17 protein-coding genes are annotated in these 15139 nt (G+C 72.8%); 7 read left to right on the forward strand and 10 right to left on the reverse strand.

Annotated features, from left to right (window positions below):
* The first annotated feature begins 3 nt into the window (after positions 1-3).
* The 5 genes from ACZ4SW_RS21995 to ACZ4SW_RS22015 all read left to right on the forward strand — a co-directional run bounded on the left by ACZ4SW_RS21995 (position 4) and on the right by ACZ4SW_RS22015 (position 5510).
* Positions 4-1440, forward strand: coding sequence for a rhamnulokinase (locus tag ACZ4SW_RS21995; RefSeq protein WP_468246889.1), 1437 nt, complete (start codon positions 4-6; stop codon positions 1438-1440).
* A 72-nt stretch (positions 1441-1512) separates the two neighbouring features.
* Positions 1513-2268, forward strand: coding sequence for a (Fe-S)-binding protein (locus ACZ4SW_RS22000; RefSeq protein WP_468246813.1), 756 nt, complete (start codon positions 1513-1515; stop codon positions 2266-2268).
* Positions 2265-3740: a LutB/LldF family L-lactate oxidation iron-sulfur protein gene (locus tag ACZ4SW_RS22005; protein ID WP_468246816.1), complete on the forward strand. Its 1476-nt coding sequence runs from the start codon at positions 2265-2267 to the stop codon at positions 3738-3740. The genes ACZ4SW_RS22000 and ACZ4SW_RS22005 overlap by 4 nt, the downstream gene beginning before the upstream one ends.
* Positions 3737-4378: a LutC/YkgG family protein gene (locus ACZ4SW_RS22010; RefSeq protein WP_468246819.1), complete on the forward strand. Its 642-nt coding sequence runs from the start codon at positions 3737-3739 to the stop codon at positions 4376-4378. The genes ACZ4SW_RS22005 and ACZ4SW_RS22010 overlap by 4 nt, the downstream gene beginning before the upstream one ends.
* Positions 4379-4400: 22 nt before the next feature.
* Positions 4401-5510 carry an ABC transporter ATP-binding protein gene (locus ACZ4SW_RS22015; protein ID WP_468246822.1) on the forward strand — a complete coding sequence of 370 codons (1110 nt, stop codon included), beginning with the start codon at positions 4401-4403 and terminating at the stop codon, positions 5508-5510.
* Here ACZ4SW_RS22015 and ACZ4SW_RS22020 read toward each other — a convergent pair.
* A complete protein-coding gene (locus tag ACZ4SW_RS22020) occupies positions 5500-7095 on the reverse strand; it encodes a multicopper oxidase family protein (protein ID WP_468246826.1) in 1596 nt (531 codons plus the stop codon). The two genes, ACZ4SW_RS22015 and ACZ4SW_RS22020, sit on opposite strands and share 11 nt — an antisense overlap.
* Positions 7092-7556 carry a hypothetical protein gene (locus tag ACZ4SW_RS22025; RefSeq protein ID WP_468246830.1) on the reverse strand — a complete coding sequence of 155 codons (465 nt, stop codon included), beginning with the start codon at positions 7554-7556 and terminating at the stop codon, positions 7092-7094. Before ACZ4SW_RS22025 ends, ACZ4SW_RS22020 begins: the two co-directional genes overlap by 4 nt.
* Positions 7557-7623: 67 nt before the next feature.
* Here ACZ4SW_RS22025 and ACZ4SW_RS22030 point away from each other — a divergent pair, with 67 nt between their 5' ends.
* The gene (locus tag ACZ4SW_RS22030) at positions 7624-8079 is read left to right on the forward strand and encodes a MarR family winged helix-turn-helix transcriptional regulator (RefSeq protein WP_468246833.1); all 456 of its coding nucleotides are present in this window, start codon (positions 7624-7626) and stop codon (positions 8077-8079) included.
* A 12-nt stretch (positions 8080-8091) separates the two neighbouring features.
* On the opposite strand, the gene ACZ4SW_RS22035 is transcribed toward ACZ4SW_RS22030, so the two are convergent.
* From ACZ4SW_RS22035 to ACZ4SW_RS22060, 6 genes are all read right to left on the reverse strand, one after another.
* Positions 8092-9030, reverse strand: coding sequence for an ABC transporter substrate-binding protein (locus ACZ4SW_RS22035; RefSeq protein ID WP_468246837.1), 939 nt, complete (start codon positions 9028-9030; stop codon positions 8092-8094).
* The gene (locus ACZ4SW_RS22040; protein WP_468246840.1) at positions 9027-9698 is read right to left on the reverse strand and encodes an ABC transporter permease; all 672 of its coding nucleotides are present in this window, start codon (positions 9696-9698) and stop codon (positions 9027-9029) included. Before ACZ4SW_RS22040 ends, ACZ4SW_RS22035 begins: the two co-directional genes overlap by 4 nt.
* Positions 9695-10375, reverse strand: a complete 681-nt coding sequence (locus ACZ4SW_RS22045; protein ID WP_468246843.1) for an ABC transporter permease — start codon at positions 10373-10375, stop codon at positions 9695-9697. The genes ACZ4SW_RS22040 and ACZ4SW_RS22045 overlap by 4 nt, the downstream gene beginning before the upstream one ends.
* A 181-nt stretch (positions 10376-10556) precedes the next feature.
* Positions 10557-12023 (reverse strand): aminotransferase class I/II-fold pyridoxal phosphate-dependent enzyme, encoded by a 1467-nt coding sequence (locus tag ACZ4SW_RS22050; protein WP_468246891.1) that lies wholly within the window; start codon positions 12021-12023, stop codon positions 10557-10559.
* A gap of 23 nt (positions 12024-12046) precedes the next feature.
* Positions 12047-12256, reverse strand: a complete 210-nt coding sequence (locus ACZ4SW_RS22055) for a hypothetical protein (protein WP_468246846.1) — start codon at positions 12254-12256, stop codon at positions 12047-12049.
* Between the two features lie 50 nt (positions 12257-12306).
* Positions 12307-12972 carry a UdgX family uracil-DNA binding protein gene (locus ACZ4SW_RS22060; protein WP_468246848.1) on the reverse strand — a complete coding sequence of 222 codons (666 nt, stop codon included), beginning with the start codon at positions 12970-12972 and terminating at the stop codon, positions 12307-12309.
* 138 nt (positions 12973-13110) lie between these two features.
* Between ACZ4SW_RS22060 and ACZ4SW_RS22065 the strand changes: the two genes are divergently transcribed.
* On the forward strand, positions 13111-13467 hold the full coding sequence (locus tag ACZ4SW_RS22065; RefSeq protein ID WP_468246850.1) for an ANTAR domain-containing protein: 357 nt from the start codon (positions 13111-13113) through the stop codon (positions 13465-13467).
* A gap of 234 nt (positions 13468-13701) precedes the next feature.
* Here ACZ4SW_RS22065 and ACZ4SW_RS22070 read toward each other — a convergent pair whose 3' ends face one another.
* Complete coding sequence (locus ACZ4SW_RS22070; protein ID WP_468246853.1) at positions 13702-14496, reverse strand: SigB/SigF/SigG family RNA polymerase sigma factor; 795 nt, start codon at positions 14494-14496, stop codon at positions 13702-13704.
* A gap of 193 nt (positions 14497-14689) precedes the next feature.
* Positions 14690-15139 (reverse strand): alpha amylase C-terminal domain-containing protein (locus tag ACZ4SW_RS22075; protein ID WP_468246856.1); only part of this gene is annotated, 450 nt, incomplete at its 5' end.

Here is a 15139-nt window from a genome sequence, read left to right on the forward strand (position 1 = left end):
GCCGTGCAGTCGTACGCCGCGGTCGACCTGGGCGCGTCCAGCGGGCGCGTCATGGTCGGCCGCGTCGGCCCCGGCACCCTGGAGCTGACCGAGGCGCACCGCTTCCCCAACCGTCCGGTGCGGGTCCCCGAGGGGCTGCGGTGGGACATCCTGTCGCTGTACGCCGGCGTCCTCGACGGGCTGCGCGCGGCCGGCCGGGTCGACTCCCTCGGCATCGACGGCTGGGCCGTGGACTACGGCCTGCTGGACGCGGACGGGGCCCTGCTCGGCAACCCGGTCCACTACCGGGACGCCCGCACGGAGGGGATCGCGCAGAAGGTCTGGGCGAGCGTCCCGGCGGACGAGCTCTACGCGGCCACCGGCTTGCAGTACGCGCCCTTCAACACGCTGTACCAGGTGACGGCGGCCCGTTCCTCCGCGCAACTCGCCCAGGCCCGGCGGCTCTTGCTCATCCCGGACCTGCTGACGTACTGGCTGACGGGCGAGCAGGGCACCGAGCTGACCAACGCCTCCACGACCCAGCTCATCGACCCCCGCACGCGCGACTGGGCGTACGGCGTCGCGGCCCGGCTGGACATCGACCTGAGCCTGTTCGCGCCGCTGCGCCGGCCCGGTGACCCGGCCGGTGTGCTGCGGCCTCAGGTGCTGGAGGAGACGGGTCTGAAGGGCCCCGTGCCGGTGACGACGGTCGGCTCCCACGACACGGCGTCCGCGGTGGCCGCCGTACCGGCCGCCGGTGAGCGGTTCGCCTACATCTGCACCGGCACCTGGTCGCTGGCCGGCCTGGAGCTCCCGGCGCCCGTACTGACCGAGGAGAGCCGCGCCGCCAACTTCACCAACGAGCTGGGCCTGGACGGCACGGTCCGCTACCTGCGGAACATCATGGGGCTGTGGCTGCTCCAGGAGTGCGTACGGGAGTGGGGCGACCCCGACCTGCCCCAGTTGCTCTCCGCGGCCGCCGAGGTCCCTGCGCTGCGGTCCGTGGTGGACGCCGGTGACGCGGCGTTCCTGGCGCCGGGACGCATGCCGGCCCGCATCGCCGAGGCGTGCCGGGCCTCGGGGCAGCCGGTGCCCGACTCCCCCGCCGAGGTCACGCGGTGCATCCTCGACTCCCTCGCGCTCGCCCACCGCCGGGCCGTGTCCGAGGCCCAGCGGCTGGCCGACCACCCGGTGGACGTGGTCCACATCGTCGGGGGCGGCACCCGCAACGCCCTGCTGTGCCAGCTCACCGCCGACGCCTGCGGGCTGCCGGTGGTGGCCGGTCCGACGGAGGCCGCCGCCCTCGGGAACGTCCTCGTCCAGGCCCGCGCCCACGGGCTCGTCGGCGACCGGGCCGACATGCGCCGGCTGCTCGCCGCCACCCAGTCGCTCACGCGGTACGAACCGCGGGGCGACACGGCCGTGTGGCGGGCGGCGGAATCCCGGCTCTGCACTCGCTGAGCCGGGGTCTCCCCCAGGCCGCGTCCGCCGACTACCCTTCACTCATCCGATGATCGACCCCGAGGAGCCGCGATGCGTGTCGCCCTGTTCCTGACCTGCGTCAACGACACGCTCTATCCGGACACCGGCCGCGCGGTGGTGAAACTGCTGACCAGGCTGGGCGTCGAGGTGGACTTCCCGATGGCGCAGACCTGCTGCGGGCAGGCCCACTACAACACGGGATACCGGCATGAGGCCGAGCCGCTCGCCGTGAAATTCTCCGATGTCTTCCGGGACTACGAGGCGATCGTGACGCCGTCGGGGTCCTGCGGGGCGATGGTGCGGGAGCTGTATCCGCGCATGGGTGAGCGGGCGCGGGCCGAGGGCCGCGGGGACACGCTCGCGGCCACCCTGGCTCCCGTGGTGCCGAAGACGTACGAGCTCACGGAGTTCCTGGTGGACGTGCTCGGGGTGACCGACGTCGGCGCGTACTACCCGCACAGGGTGACCTACCACCCGACCTGCCACGGTCTGCGGGGCCTGGGCCTCGGCGACCGGCCCAGGCGGCTGCTCCAGGCCGTGAAGGGACTGGAGCTGGTGGAACTGCCGGGGGCCGAGGAGTGCTGCGGCTTCGGCGGCACGTTCGCCCTGAAGAACCCCGATGTCTCGGCGGCGATGGGCGTCGACAAGGTGCGCAACGCCGAGTCGACGGGCGCCGAGGTGCTGTGCGCGGCCGACAACTCCTGTCTGATGCACATCGGCGGGACGATGGCCCGGCTGAAGGTGGGGATGCGGCCGGTGCACATCGCGGAGATCCTGGCGAGCACGGAAGAGGAGCCGTCGGCATGAGCGGAACGTTCGTCGGTATGCCCGCCTTCCCGGCGGCGGCGCACGAGGCGGTGCGCGACCGGACCCTGCGCGGCAATCTGCGCCACGCCACCCACACCATCCGCGCCAAGCGCGCCAAGGCGGTCGCGGAGGTGTCCGACTGGGCGGCGCTGCGGGAGGCGGGCCGGCAGATCAAGGACCACACCCTGCGCCATCTCGACCGTTATCTGGTCCAGTTGGAGGAGTCGGTCACGGCCGCGGGCGGCGTGGTGCACTGGGCCGCCGACGCGGAGGAGGCCAACCGGATCGTGGCCGAACTGGTCACGGCGACCGGCGAGTCGGAGGTCGTCAAGGTCAAGTCGATGGCCACCCAGGAGATCGGCCTCAACGAGGCCCTGGAGGCGGAGGGCATCCGCGTCTACGAGACCGATCTCGCCGAACTGATCGTCCAGTTGGGCAAGGACCGGCCGTCGCACATCCTCGTCCCGGCGATCCACCGCAACCGCGGGGAGATCCGGGACATCTTCCGCTCGGAGATGGCCGCGTGGGGCCGCCCCGCCCCCGAGGGGCTGACCGACACGCCCGCCGAGCTCGCCGAGGCGGCCCGGCTGCACCTGCGGGAGAAGTTCCTGCGCGCCAAGGTCGCGATCTCCGGGGCGAACTTCATGGTCGCGGAGACCGGCACGCTGGTCGTGGTGGAGTCCGAGGGCAACGGGCGGATGTGCCTCACCCTCCCCGAGACGCTGATCTCGGTCGTCGGCATCGAGAAGATCGTGCCGACCTGGCGGGACCTGGAGGTGTTCCTGCAGACCCTGCCGCGCTCCTCCACGGCCGAGCGCATGAACCCGTACACCAGCACGTGGACCGGCACGACCGACGAGGACGGGCCGAAGGCCTTCCACCTGGTCCTGCTCGACAACGGGCGCACCGACACGCTCGCCGACCAGGTGGGCCGCCAGGCGCTGCGCTGCATCCGCTGCTCGGCGTGTCTCAACGTGTGCCCGGTGTACGAGCGGGCGGGCGGCCACGCCTATGGCTCGGTGTACCCGGGCCCGATCGGCGCGATCCTCAGCCCGCAACTGCGGGGCACCCAGAGCGAGATCGACGCCTCGCTGCCGTACGCGTCCTCGCTGTGCGGCGCCTGCTACGAGGTGTGCCCGGTCGCCATCGACATCCCCGAGGTGCTGGTGCATCTGCGGGAGCGGGTGGTGCAGGGCGGGCCGGCGACGCGGGGCGGCAACAAGGTCGTGCTGCAGCCGGCGAAGGGGCATGCCGCCGAACGGGCGGCGATGCGGGCGGCACGCTGGGCGTTCGGCCACCCCGCGGCGCTGCGGACGGGGCAGCGGCTGGCATCGCGGTCGCGCCGCTTCCTGCCGCGGACGCTGCCGGGCCCGGGCCGGGCGTGGAGCGCGAGCCGTGATCTGCCTCAGGTGCCGGCGGAGCCGTTCCGCGACTGGTGGCAGCGCACGAACGGCGGAAAGGACGCGAAGTGAACAGCAGAGAGCTGATCCTGGGCCGGGTACGGCGCGCACTGGCGGACGTGCCGAAGGACGACACGGCGTACGAGCAGGCCGTTTCCCGGGACTATCTGCGGGTGCACGGTGAGCGCACCGTCGAGGAGACGGTGGATCTGCTGGCGGAGAACCTGGCGGACTACCGGGCGGTCGTGCACCGGGCCGATGCCGCCGCGCTGCCCTCGGTGCTGGCCGGTCTGCTCGCCGCGCGCGGCGCACGCACCGTCCTGGTGCCGCCCGGGCTGCCGTCGCACTGGCTCACGGACGTGGAGCAGGTCCCCGACCGGGCGGAGAGCACCCCGCACGAGCTGGACGCCGTCGACAGCGTGGTCACCGGCTGCGCCGTCGCCATCGCCGAGACCGGCACCATCGTGCTGGACGGCTCACCGGACCAGGGCCGCCGCCGTATCACCCTCGTCCCCGACCACCACATCTGTGTCGTACGGGTCCCCGGCCAGGTGGTCTCCTCCGTCCCCCAGGCCATGGAACGGCTCGACCCGGCCCGCCCGCTGACCTGGATCTCCGGGCCGTCCGCGACGAGCGACATAGAGCTGGACCGGGTCGAGGGGGTGCACGGTCCGCGCACCCTCGAGGTGGTGCTGGTGAGCGGTGGGTGACCCGCGCGGTTAGCGTGAGGGAATGATCCGGTTCGAGCAGGTCACCAAGCGGTATCCGGACGGCACGACGGCCGTGCGCGACCTGTCGTTCGAGGTCGCCGAGGGCGAACTGGTCACGCTCGTCGGGCCGTCCGGCTGCGGCAAGACGACCACGATGATGCTGGTCAACCGGCTCGTGGAGCCGACCTGCGGGCGGGTCCTGGTGGGCGGCGAGGACGTCGCGGCCGTCGATCCGGTGCGGCTGCGGCGCCGGATCGGTTACGTCATCCAGCAGGTGGGGTTGTTCCCGCACCGGACCGTCCTGGACAACACGGCGACCGTGCCGCTGCTGCTGGGCTGGCGGAAGGCGAAGGCGCGGGCACGGGCCGCCGAACTGCTGGAGCTGGTGGGCCTGGACCCGAGGACGTACGGGCCGCGCTACCCCGACCAGTTGTCCGGTGGTCAGCGGCAGCGGGTCGGGGTGGCGCGGGCGCTCGCCGCGGATCCGCCGGTGCTGTTGATGGACGAGCCGTTCGGCGCGGTCGACCCGGTGGTGCGGGAGCAGTTGCAGGACGAGTTCCTGCGGATGCAGGCGGCCGTACGCAAGACGGTGCTGCTGGTCACGCACGACATCGAGGAGGCGGCGCGGCTCGGCGACCGGATCGCGGTCTACGGGCAGGGGTACGTGGAGCAGTTCGACACGCCGGGCGCCGTGCTGGGCAGACCCGCCACACCGAACGTCGCCGCGTTCGTGGGCGCGGACCGCGGCCTGAAGCGGCTGTCGGTGACGAGGATCCGGCCGGACGACCTGGAACAGCCGCCGGCCACCCGCCCCGACGAGCCCGCGCGGCGGGCCGAGGCCCGGTTGCGCGCCGAGGGCGCGCGCTGGGCGGTCGTCCTCGGCGCGGACGGCGGTCTGCACGGCCGGGTCGGCGTGGCCGAGCTGGCCGGGGGCGGCCTCGTCCGCGACCACGCCCAGCGGATGGACTGCTGGGTTCCGGCGGGCGCCTCGCTCAAGGAGGCGTTCGGGGTGATGCTCCAGCACGACTCCGGATGGGTGGCGGTGCTGGACGGATCCCGATTCCTCGGCGTCCTGACCCCGGCCGGGCTCCACACGGCGCTGCGCCGCTCGACGGACGCGTTCACTCCGTGACGAAGTCCGCCATCATCGCCATGTCCTCGTGCTCGAGGTTGTGGCAGTGCAGCATGAACCGGCCCGGGTAGTCGGTGAACCGTGTGACGATCTCCACGGACTCCGCGGGGCGCAGGTCGACCGTGTCCTTCCAGCCCGCGTCGTACGGTCCGGGCGAGCGGCCGTTGCGGGCGGTCACCCGGAAGTGGTTGAGGTGGAGATGGACGGGGTGGTGGAAGTCGGTGACGAACCGCCACACCTCGGTGGTGCCGAGCCGGACGGTGGCCAGCGGCCTGCCGGGCTCGTAGGGGCGGCCGTTGACGGTCCAGCCGGCGGACCCGGCGCGCCGCTGGAAGTGGAACGTCCGGGTCGCAGCGGCACGGTCCGGGCGCGGCGTCGGTATCGCGGAGAGCCGTGCCGGTATGCGTGAGTCGTCGGCCGGTGGCCGGGCGGTGGAGACGTCGAACCGCATGACGGCCGCCGTGCTGCCGCTGCCCAGGTGGTTGACCAGCCGGACGCGGGTGCCGGGCGTGTACCGGGAGAAGTCGACGATCACGTCGAAGCGTTCGGCGGGGGCGATGTCCAGTACGTCGTGCGTGAGCGGTGCCTGGAGCAGGCCGCCGTCGCCGCCGATCTGCACCAGGCCCGCTCCGCCCGGCGGCGGAGGGTCGAGCGCCAGACGGTAGCGGCGGGCGTTGGACGCGTTGAGCAGGCGCAGCCGGTAGCGCAGCCGCCGGGTCTCCAGCACCGGCCAGGGTGCGCCGTTGACCAGGATCACGTCGCCCAGGACGCCGTCCATGTAGCGCGCGTCGACGCCCGGCGTGCGCTGTGCCGGGTCCAGGGCCGGGTACCGGAAGGAACCATCGGCGGCGAAGGACCGGTCGGTGATCATCAGGGGGAGGTCGCGGTCGCCGCGGGGCAGCGGCAGCGCCTCCTCCTCGTCGTCGTGGACGAGGTGGAACCCGGCGAGGCCGTGCCAGACGTTCGGGCCGGTGAAGCCCATGCGGTGGTCGTGGTACCAGAGGGTGGCGGCCCGTTGCTCCATCGGGTACGTGTACGTCCGCCGGACCGCGGCACTGTCCTGGGAGCCGGCCGTCCCGGTCATACCCGGCATCCCGGCCGTTCCCGCCGTGCCGCCCGCGCCGGGCGCGGTGCCGCCGCGCGGCAGGATCAGCGCGGTCGGATAGCCGTCGCTGCCGTGCGGGGTGTGGCCGCCGTGCAGGTGGACGACGGTCGGACGGGGCAGTTCGTTGCGGTGCCGGACCACCGTCGGGCGCCCCGACCGCGAGACGAGCGTGGGCCCGGGGAACGTGCCGCCGTACGTCCAGGCGGTGGTCTCCAGCCCTGGGAGGATGCGCAGGCGCGCCGTCCGCTGGGTGATCTCGTACACGTCCGCCGCGCCGTCGGAGCGGACCGGTGCGAGCACCGGCGGCACGGGAAGCGGCACCGCGAACGGCCGCGGCAGGGGAGCCCGACTGCGCAGCAGCAGCCCCGGCTGACCCGGGGTCAGCGCGCCCGACGCCACGGCCCAGCCGCCGACGGTGAGCGCACCGCCGCCGAGGGCCGCCGCGGCCAGCAGGCGGCGCCGGCCGATGCCCCCGGTCATGCGTGTCCCTCCGCACGGCGGGAGGGGAACGGGCGCCAGGCCCGGACCAGCATCAGGACGGTACAGGCGATGATCGCCACCCCCAGCGGGACGTGAACGGCGAGCACGCGCGCATACCCCAGGGCGATCTGCCCCGCCTCCGCGCCGAACAGCGCGACGCCGACCAGGGCCGGCCAGCCGGGGCCGCCGCCGGGCCGCCACAGCAGCACCGAGGCCACGATCTGGGCCACGGCGGTGAGTCCGGTGGCGGTGGCGTTGAGGGCGTGCAGGTCGAGGGCTCCGTAGTGACCGGACAGGAAGCTCCCGGCCAGTACCGCCTGACCGATGGCCAGGACGGCTTCGCAGGTCACCACGGTCCGGAAGAGCACGAGGGCCCAGGGCCGCACCGAAGGGGGCCCACCGTCGGCGGACGCGGGCGGATCCGCCACCGGGCGCGGGGAGGGAACGATCCGATGAGACATGGCGAGATAGTGCCAGATGAGATTATCTCTTGGGAACCCATCTCGGCCTGCCCTATGCTGAACGGCCATGAACGCCCCGCGCTCCGCCTCCCCCGCGCCCGGCACCGGCCCCGCCCGCATCGGCCCGCTGCTCCTTCTCGCCCATCGCCGCGCCGCCCGGACGTTCTCGGAGGCGCTGCGCCCGCTGGGCATCGAGGGCCGGCACTACGGGGTGCTGCTCAACCTCCGCAGGCACGGAGCGCTGAGCCAGCGCGGGCTCATCGACCTCACCGGCAGCGACAAGTCCTCGATGGTGCGCACGGTGGACGACCTGGAGGCCCGCGGTCTGGCCGTGCGGCGGCCCTCGCCCGCCGACCGGCGCGCCCACGCGGTGGAGCTGACCGAAGAGGGCAGGGCCCTGTTCGCCGAGGCCTCGCGGATCGCCGACGAGGTGGGCTCCCGGCTCCTGGACTCCCTGGCGGAGGACGACCGAGAACTGCTGTGCACGCTTCTGGAACGCTTCGCCAATGCGCCCCACGGGTAGGGCGCCTGCGGCCTAGGACTTCAGCAGCCCCTTGTCCTCGAGGTACGCGCGGGCCACGTCCTCGGGGAGCCGCCGCCAGCCGTCCACCTGCTGGTTCAGGGACGCCAGGTCCTCCGTCGTCAGGACGGAGTTGAGGGCGTCCAGGGTCCTGGTGACGTGGGCGCCGCCCGCCCGGGCACGGTTCACGACCGGGACGACGTAGTCCGCGTTCTGCAGGTGTCTGTCGTCGGCGAGCAGAACGAGCCCGAAGGCGTCGAGGGTGGCGTCCGTCGTGGTGGTCAGCACCATCTGGTCCCGCCCGTCCCGGACGGCCCGCTTGGCCTGGGTGGTGCCGACTCCCTTGGGGTCGACGCCGGTGATGTCGATGCCGTACGTCTTCCTCAGCCCCGGGGCGCAGTACGGGCGGCGGACGCACTCGTCGCCGGCCGCGAGCCGCACCTTCAGACCCGAGCGGCCGAGGTCGCTCAGGGTCCTCAGACGGTGGTCGCGGGCGTAGGCGCGGGTCACCGCGAAGGCGTTCCGGTCGACCGCGCGGCCGGGATCGAGCACCGTCAGTCCGCGGGGCGCGGCCAGTTCCCGCAGCGCGCTCATGGTGGCGTGGAGGTCGGGGGAGCCGACGGGCGCGGCCCCGGCACCGTGGGTCCTGGCATGGAGCCAGTCCGCGAAGGTGGCCGCGTACTCCGGGATCACGTCGATCTGCCCCGACTCCAGGGCGGGTTCGTACAGTTCGCGGTTGGCGACGGTGATGAGGGAGGTCGTGTACCCCGCCTGGTGCAGCAGCAGCGCGTACATGTGGGCGAGCAGGTCGCTCTCGGTGAAGCCGGCCGAGCCGACGGTCAGGTGGCTGCGGTCGCCCGGCGACGTGGTGACCCGGCCGCGGGTCTCCAGGGAGGGGCCCGTCATACAGCCGGCGACCAGCAGGACGGTCACGAGCGCCGCGTGTCGTCTCATCGCCCGTTCCCCGCCCGGCGCGGCGCCAGCCGTTCGACGGCCTCGAAGATTCCCTCGACGGCCAGTGCCAACGCGGCCACCAGGACCGCGCCGGCGACGACCTGCGGGGTACTGGCCAGGTTGAACCCCGCCGTGATGATGCGGCCGAGTCCGCCCCCGCCGGCCAGCGCGGCGATCGTGGCGGTGGCGACGAGCTGGACGGCGGCGATGCGCACCCCGCCCAGCACCATCGGGAACGACAGGGGCAGTTCCACACGCAGGAGCAGTTGGGGGCCGGTCATCCCCATCCCCCGCGCCGCCCGCACCACGTCGCGGTCGACCTCGCGCATGCCGACGTACGCGTTGGTCAGCAGCGGCGGCACGGCGAACAGCACGAGGGCGACGACCGTCGGACCGTCGCCCCATGCGCCGATCGGGGTGAGCAGCAGGAGCACCAGCACGGCGAAGGTGGGGACGGCGCGGCCGACGTTGGAGAGGTTGACGGCCAGTGCGCCGCCCTTGCCCAGGTGACCGAGGACGAGGGCCACCGGCAGCGCGATCAGGGAGCTGATGAGCAGACAGACGGCGGTCAGGACGAGGTGCTGCTGCAGCCGGTGCCCGATGCCGTCGTCGCCCGCCCAGTGGGCGGGGTCGGTGAGCCAGTGCCAGGTGTCGCCGAGGGTCCTCATCGGCTTCCGGCCCTCGCCCAGGGGGTGGCCAGCCGTTGCACACCGAGCAGCAGCAGGTCGGCGGCCACCGCGATCAGCACGCACAACACGGACGCGGTCAGCACCTGTGCCTTGAAGTAGGTGTTCATACCCGCGTAGATGAGGTTGCCGAGACCCCCGAAGCCGACGATCGCCCCGACCGTGACCAGGGAGACCGCGGAGACGGTGGCGATGCGCAGGCCGGCCATGGCGGCGGGCAGGGCGAGCGGCAGTTCGACGGTGAGCAGCAGCCGGATCGGCCCGTAGCCCATGCCGAGGGCGGCCTGCCGGGTCTCCTCGGGGACGGCGCGCAGGCCGGCGAGGAGGTTGCGGACGAGCAGGGTGAGCGAGTACAGGGCGAGCCCGGCGACGACCAGGGTCGCCGACAGTCCGTACAGGGGCAGCAGCAGCGAGAACATGGCCAGCGACGGGATCGTGTAGAGGACCGTGGTGACGGCGAGGACGGGCCCGGCGGCCCCGCGCCGGCGGCGCGCCAGGACCGCGAGCGGGACCGCCACGATCAGGCCGATGACGACGGACGCCGTGACCAGTTGCAGATGCTGGAGCACCGCGTCGAGGAGGACGTGGCGACGGGTGCGCAGATAGGCGCCGCAGATCCACTCGTTGCGGGCGAGGCAGTCGTGAGGGGGCGCGGTCACACGTCCATGGGACCGGGCATGCGAGGGGCCGCGCTCGTTGTGGTGACCCGTCGGGGTGTCGGCCTCCCGCGCCGCGGTGGTGGAGCGGCGTGCTGCACACGCGCGTGGAGAGGCCGGCCGCCTCGGCACGCGCTTCCGAGGGGCCGCCCCCTGCCGTGGGGCCGCCCCTCGGGTCGCAAGCTCAGCGGCTCACGCTGATGGTGCGCAGTCGCGGATCGTCGGCGTCGGGGAGGTTCATGCCCGACTCCAGGCCGGTGCGCAGATAGCGCAGCACCGGCTCGGTGAGGCGTTCGCCGGGGAGGACGGCCGGGATGCCCGGCGGATAGGGCGTGATCATCTCGGCTGCGATCCGGCCGGCCGCCTGCTCCAGCGGTACGGACTCCTTGGGCCCGAAGTACGCGTCACGCGGCAGGGCCACCTGTTCGAGCCGCATTTCCGCTCCTGTCGGCACCTCGGCGCGCGGCAGACCGGCCGCGAGCTCATCGGCGTGCCCGGCCAGGTCGCGCAGGGCCGTCAGCAGACGCCGCGCGGTGTCCGGCGAGTCGGCGAAGGTGAGCTGGGCGCTGATCCGGCGGTGGTCGGAGAGGTGCATGTCGATGTGGTGTCGGCCGCGCAGCCAGTCGGCGGCTCGGTAGCCGCTGGTGCCGAGGCCGCTGACGTCGATGGTGATCGGCAGCGGGTCGTAGTCCGCGGACAGCCCGGGGCCGACCAGGTCGTCGCGTCCGAGGACCTTCAGGCCCGGGATGTCCTCGATCGCGGTCCGGACCTGTTCGGCCAGGTGCAGGGCGTCGTCCAGCAGGTCCTTCCCGCGCAGGGCCATCTGGCGGCGCCAGGCGTCCAGCCCCGCGAAGATCAGGACGGAAGGGCTGGTGGTGCCCAGCAGGTCCGCACGTGACTTCAGGGTCGTGGGATCGATCAGGGAGCCCTGCAGATGGAAGACGGATCCCTGTTCGAAGCCGCTGCCCATCTTGTGGATGCTGGTCACGCAGACGTCCGCGCCGGCGTCCATCGCCCAGGACGGCAGATCGGGGTGGAAGGGCAGGTGCGCGCCCCACGCCTCGTCGACGATCAGCGGCAGTCCGCGCGCGTGGCAGACCTCGGCGATCGCTGCCAGGTCGGCGCAGCCGCCGTAGGGGGTCGGGCTGGTGACGAGGGCGCCACGCGCCGTCGGATGGCGGTCCAGGGCCTCGGCGAAGGCCTCCGGGGAGGGCGCGTGCGCGAAGCGCTGCCGTTCGTCCCACTGGGGGTCGACCCAGACGGGCTCGATACCGGCCAGGATCAGTCCGGAGACCACCGACTTGTGGGCGTCGCGGCCCACGACGAGCTGCTCGTGCGGGCCCGCCACGGCGAGCATCGCGGCCTTCACGGACAGGGAGCTGCCGCAGGTGGTGAAGAAGGTGTGCCGGGCGTGGACGGCGTCCGCCATCAGCTCCTCGGCCCGCACCAGGACGTCACCGGTCATGCGGCGGTCGTCCAGACCGCCGGAGGCGAGCACATCGGAGCGGAAGACGTCGCTCAGCAGCTCTCTGGCCTCGGGATCGGCGCCCCGGGCCTGTTTGTGCCCGGGCGGCGTGAACGCGAGTTCCCCGCGCTCGTGGTAGCTGCGCAGGGCTTCGAGAATCGGCACTCGGGTGTGGTCCACGGGTATTCCCTCCTTCATCGAGCGGTCGGTCACGGCTCTCGGTCGAAGGGGCGTCCCTCGGCGGTCTTCCGATTGGCCTGCGGGCTCGGGCTGATCGGGTCGCCCGCGCCGCCCCCGGTGCCGCCGCCGGTGTCGGTGTCGTCCTCGTGGCCCTGCTGCTTCACCTCCTGAAGAACCTCCTCGGTCGCGGTACGGGTCGGCTTCTTGCGCCACGGCAGGCGCGACAGGATCGTGTTCATGGCGGTCCGGGTACCCGGGGACGGGCGGATCAGACGGGCGGAGCGGCCGCTCAGGCCTGCCCGTTCAGCGCCCGCGCCGCCACCTTCAGGTCGGACACGAGCCCGGCGTACGCCGCCTCCCGGTCGTCGGCGCGCAGGATCGCCGAGGGGTGCACCGTCGCCACGACGTACCGCTCGTCGTCGCCACCGGGCAGCGGCAGCAGGCTCCCGCGGTCCTTGCTCACCCGGAAGGAGCCGCCGAGCAGCGACTTGGCGGCCGTCGCGCCCAGCGCGACGACGACCTCGGGGCGGACCAGGTCCAGCTCGGCGTGCAGCCAGGGCTTGCAGGCGCTCATCTCGCGGAGGCTGGGCGCCTTGTGGATGCGCCGCTTGCCGCGTTCGGGGACGACGGTGAACTTGAAGTGCTTGACCGCGTTGGTGACGTACGCGGTGTCGCGGTCGATGCCGGCCTCGGCCAGCGCCTTGTCCAGCAGGCGTCCGGCCGGGCCCACGAAGGGTTCGCCCTGCCGGTCCTCCTGGTCGCCCGGTTGCTCGCCGACCAGCACGACCCGCGCCGAGGCGTCCCCCCTGCCGAAGACGGTCTGAGTGGCGTTCTCGTACAGAGGGCAGCCGTGACAGTCGGCGGCGGCACGCCGGTATGCGGGGAGGCCGCCGCCGTCCGGCAGGAACGGGGTCGCGTCGTACGCGCTCGCCCGGGCGTCGTCGGAACGGCTCATCACTGCTTCACCTCCCCGGCCGACGGTCCTGACCCGGTCCCCGCAGTACCCCTTCTCCCGGCTCGCACACCCCCGGGCCGGTGGTGAGGATGGAGGAAGCCCGACATCGCCGAAGACCACAGCACCCCGGAGGGGACGATGACCTCGAAAGCCCGTCCGGGTGAGCACGAACCGGACACCACGTCACCGGAATCGGAGCGGATCTTCCAGTTGGAGGAGGAGATCTGCCAGCTCAAGGAGGCCGTCACCTCGCACGCGACGGTGGACCAGGCCATCGGCATGCTGGTCGCCCTCGGCCATGTGACGCCCGGCCAGGGGTGGGAGGTGCTCCGGGAGGTCTCCCAGCGCGCGAACATCAAGCTGCGCAATGTCGCGGAGATGATACTGATCTGGGGCCGCGACGGGGTTCTGCCGGACGACGTGCGTGTCCTCCTGGAGGACACGCTCGACCGCTACGGCCCCACGCAGCTTCCGGAGGGTCCTCCCCCGCACTGACGCCGGGCGTGCGGCCTCGTGTTTCAAACACCCTCTCGCGGATAGTCCGGAAGGTGTCGGCGCACTGGCCAACCGTTCCCGGGAGGGTTCGGCAGTGAGCCCACCGCAAACGGCCGTCCGGTCGACCAGCGGCTCGGGCGGCCGAATGCGATGCGAACCGGCGCCGTGGCGGCCCGCGCGGGGCGAACCGGCGCCGTGGCGGCCCGCGCGGGGCGAGCCGGCCGGCGGCGGGCGTCAGGCGCTGTCGGACAGGGCTTCCTCACGCACCCGGGCGCAGCATCCGCTGAGCAGGCGCGAGACGTGCATCTGGGAGATGCCGAGCTGGTTCGCGATGCGGCTCTGCGTCATGCCCCGGAAGTAGCGCAGGTAGAGGATGGTGCGCTCACGCTCGGGCAGGGAGCGCAGACACGGCTTGACGGCCTCCCGGTCGACGATCAGGTCGTAGCCGGCGTCGGAGTCGCCGAGCGCGTCGCCGAGCGCGTAGCCGTCGTCGCTGCCGGCGACCTCGGCGTCCAGGGAGAGGGCGGTGAAGCTGTCCATGGCTTCCAGGCCCACCCGCACGTCGTCCTCGCTGAGGTGGGCGTGCTCGGCGATCTCGGCGACCGTCGGGCCGTGCCCCGGGGTCTCCTGTGCGATCTCCTTGACGGCCGCCCGCACCCGGTTGCGCAGGTCCTGGACCCGCCGCGGCACGTGCAGGACCCACATGTGGTCACGGAAGTGCCGCTTGATCTCACCCGTGATGGTGGGGATCGCATAGCTTTCGAACGCGTACCCGCGCGCCGGCTCGTAGCGGTCGACCGCCTTGACCAGCCCGAGGGCCGCCACCTGGCACAGGTCCTCGACGGACTCGCCTCTGCCTCGGTAGCGCCGGGCGATGCGCTCGGCCATCGGCAGCCACGACCGGACGATCTCGTCGCGCAGCGCCTGTCGCTCGGGGCCGTCGGGCAGCCCGCGCAGTTGTGCGAAGGCGTCAGTGGTGTCGGGGGCGTCGTCGTGCGGGTGTTGCTTCGCCTTGACCGTGATGCGCATGTGCTTTTCAACTCCCTCAAGGGGCTGACTGGACAGTCACCGCGGGAGGGCGCACTCACGGAACGCACCGGAAACACACCCGGGGCCGATGAGCCGGCTCCCAACGGACGTGCCTCCTGTCCGAAGCACTAATCAGCCCATTCCCGACTTTTCGGACGGCAAACAAATTCTCCGGCAGAGTCACGCGGGGCGCTCACCCGACTGCGGGGAGCAGCCATACGGTGGCGAGGGGCGGGAGGGTGAGACGGATGCCGTGTCCCGGACCCGCTTCGGGGACGACGCGACCGGGGTTGCGGACGTCGCTGCCACCGTAGGCGGCCGCGTCCGTGTTGAGCACCTCCTCCCAGGCGGGGGCATCGGCCGGAACCGCCAGGCGGTAGTCGTGGCGGACGACGGGCGAGAAGTTGGAGACGGCCAGCAGAGGTCGCCCGTCCGCGTCGTGGCGCAGGAACGCGAGCACGTTGTCGTCTGCGGCGTCCCCCACCACCCAGCGGAAGCCGGACGGTTCCGTGTCGCGCTGCCACAGGGACGGGGTGTGGCGGTAGACCGTGTTGAGGTCGCGGACCAGGTCGCGTACGCCCCGGTGGTCGGCTTCCGCCCCGTAGTCCGGGTCCAGCAGCCACCAGTCCGGGCCGTGGGCCTC

It is taken from the genome of Streptomyces sp. NPDC028331 (genome assembly GCF_055565775.1).

Bases quoted from the DNA above. Each gene is read 5' to 3' on its own strand.
- ACZ4SW_RS22000 (WP_468246813.1), top strand. From the start codon at position 1,513: ATGCGTGTCGCCCTGTTCCTGACCTGCGTCAACGACACGCTCTATCCG.
- ACZ4SW_RS22005 (WP_468246816.1), top strand. From the start codon at position 2,265: ATGAGCGGAACGTTCGTCGGTATGCCCGCCTTCCCGGCGGCGGCGCAC.
- ACZ4SW_RS22015 (WP_468246822.1), top strand. From the start codon at position 4,401: ATGATCCGGTTCGAGCAGGTCACCAAGCGGTATCCGGACGGCACGACG.
- ACZ4SW_RS22020 (WP_468246826.1), bottom strand. From the start codon at position 7,095: ATGACCGGGGGCATCGGCCGGCGCCGCCTGCTGGCCGCGGCGGCCCTC.
- ACZ4SW_RS22025 (WP_468246830.1), bottom strand. From the start codon at position 7,556: ATGTCTCATCGGATCGTTCCCTCCCCGCGCCCGGTGGCGGATCCGCCC.
- ACZ4SW_RS22030 (WP_468246833.1), top strand. From the start codon at position 7,624: ATGAACGCCCCGCGCTCCGCCTCCCCCGCGCCCGGCACCGGCCCCGCC.
- ACZ4SW_RS22035 (WP_468246837.1), bottom strand. From the start codon at position 9,030: ATGAGACGACACGCGGCGCTCGTGACCGTCCTGCTGGTCGCCGGCTGT.
- ACZ4SW_RS22040 (WP_468246840.1), bottom strand. From the start codon at position 9,698: ATGAGGACCCTCGGCGACACCTGGCACTGGCTCACCGACCCCGCCCAC.
- ACZ4SW_RS22055 (WP_468246846.1), bottom strand. From the start codon at position 12,256: ATGAACACGATCCTGTCGCGCCTGCCGTGGCGCAAGAAGCCGACCCGT.
- ACZ4SW_RS22060 (WP_468246848.1), bottom strand. From the start codon at position 12,972: ATGAGCCGTTCCGACGACGCCCGGGCGAGCGCGTACGACGCGACCCCG.
- ACZ4SW_RS22065 (WP_468246850.1), top strand. From the start codon at position 13,111: ATGACCTCGAAAGCCCGTCCGGGTGAGCACGAACCGGACACCACGTCA.
- ACZ4SW_RS22070 (WP_468246853.1), bottom strand. From the start codon at position 14,496: ATGCGCATCACGGTCAAGGCGAAGCAACACCCGCACGACGACGCCCCC.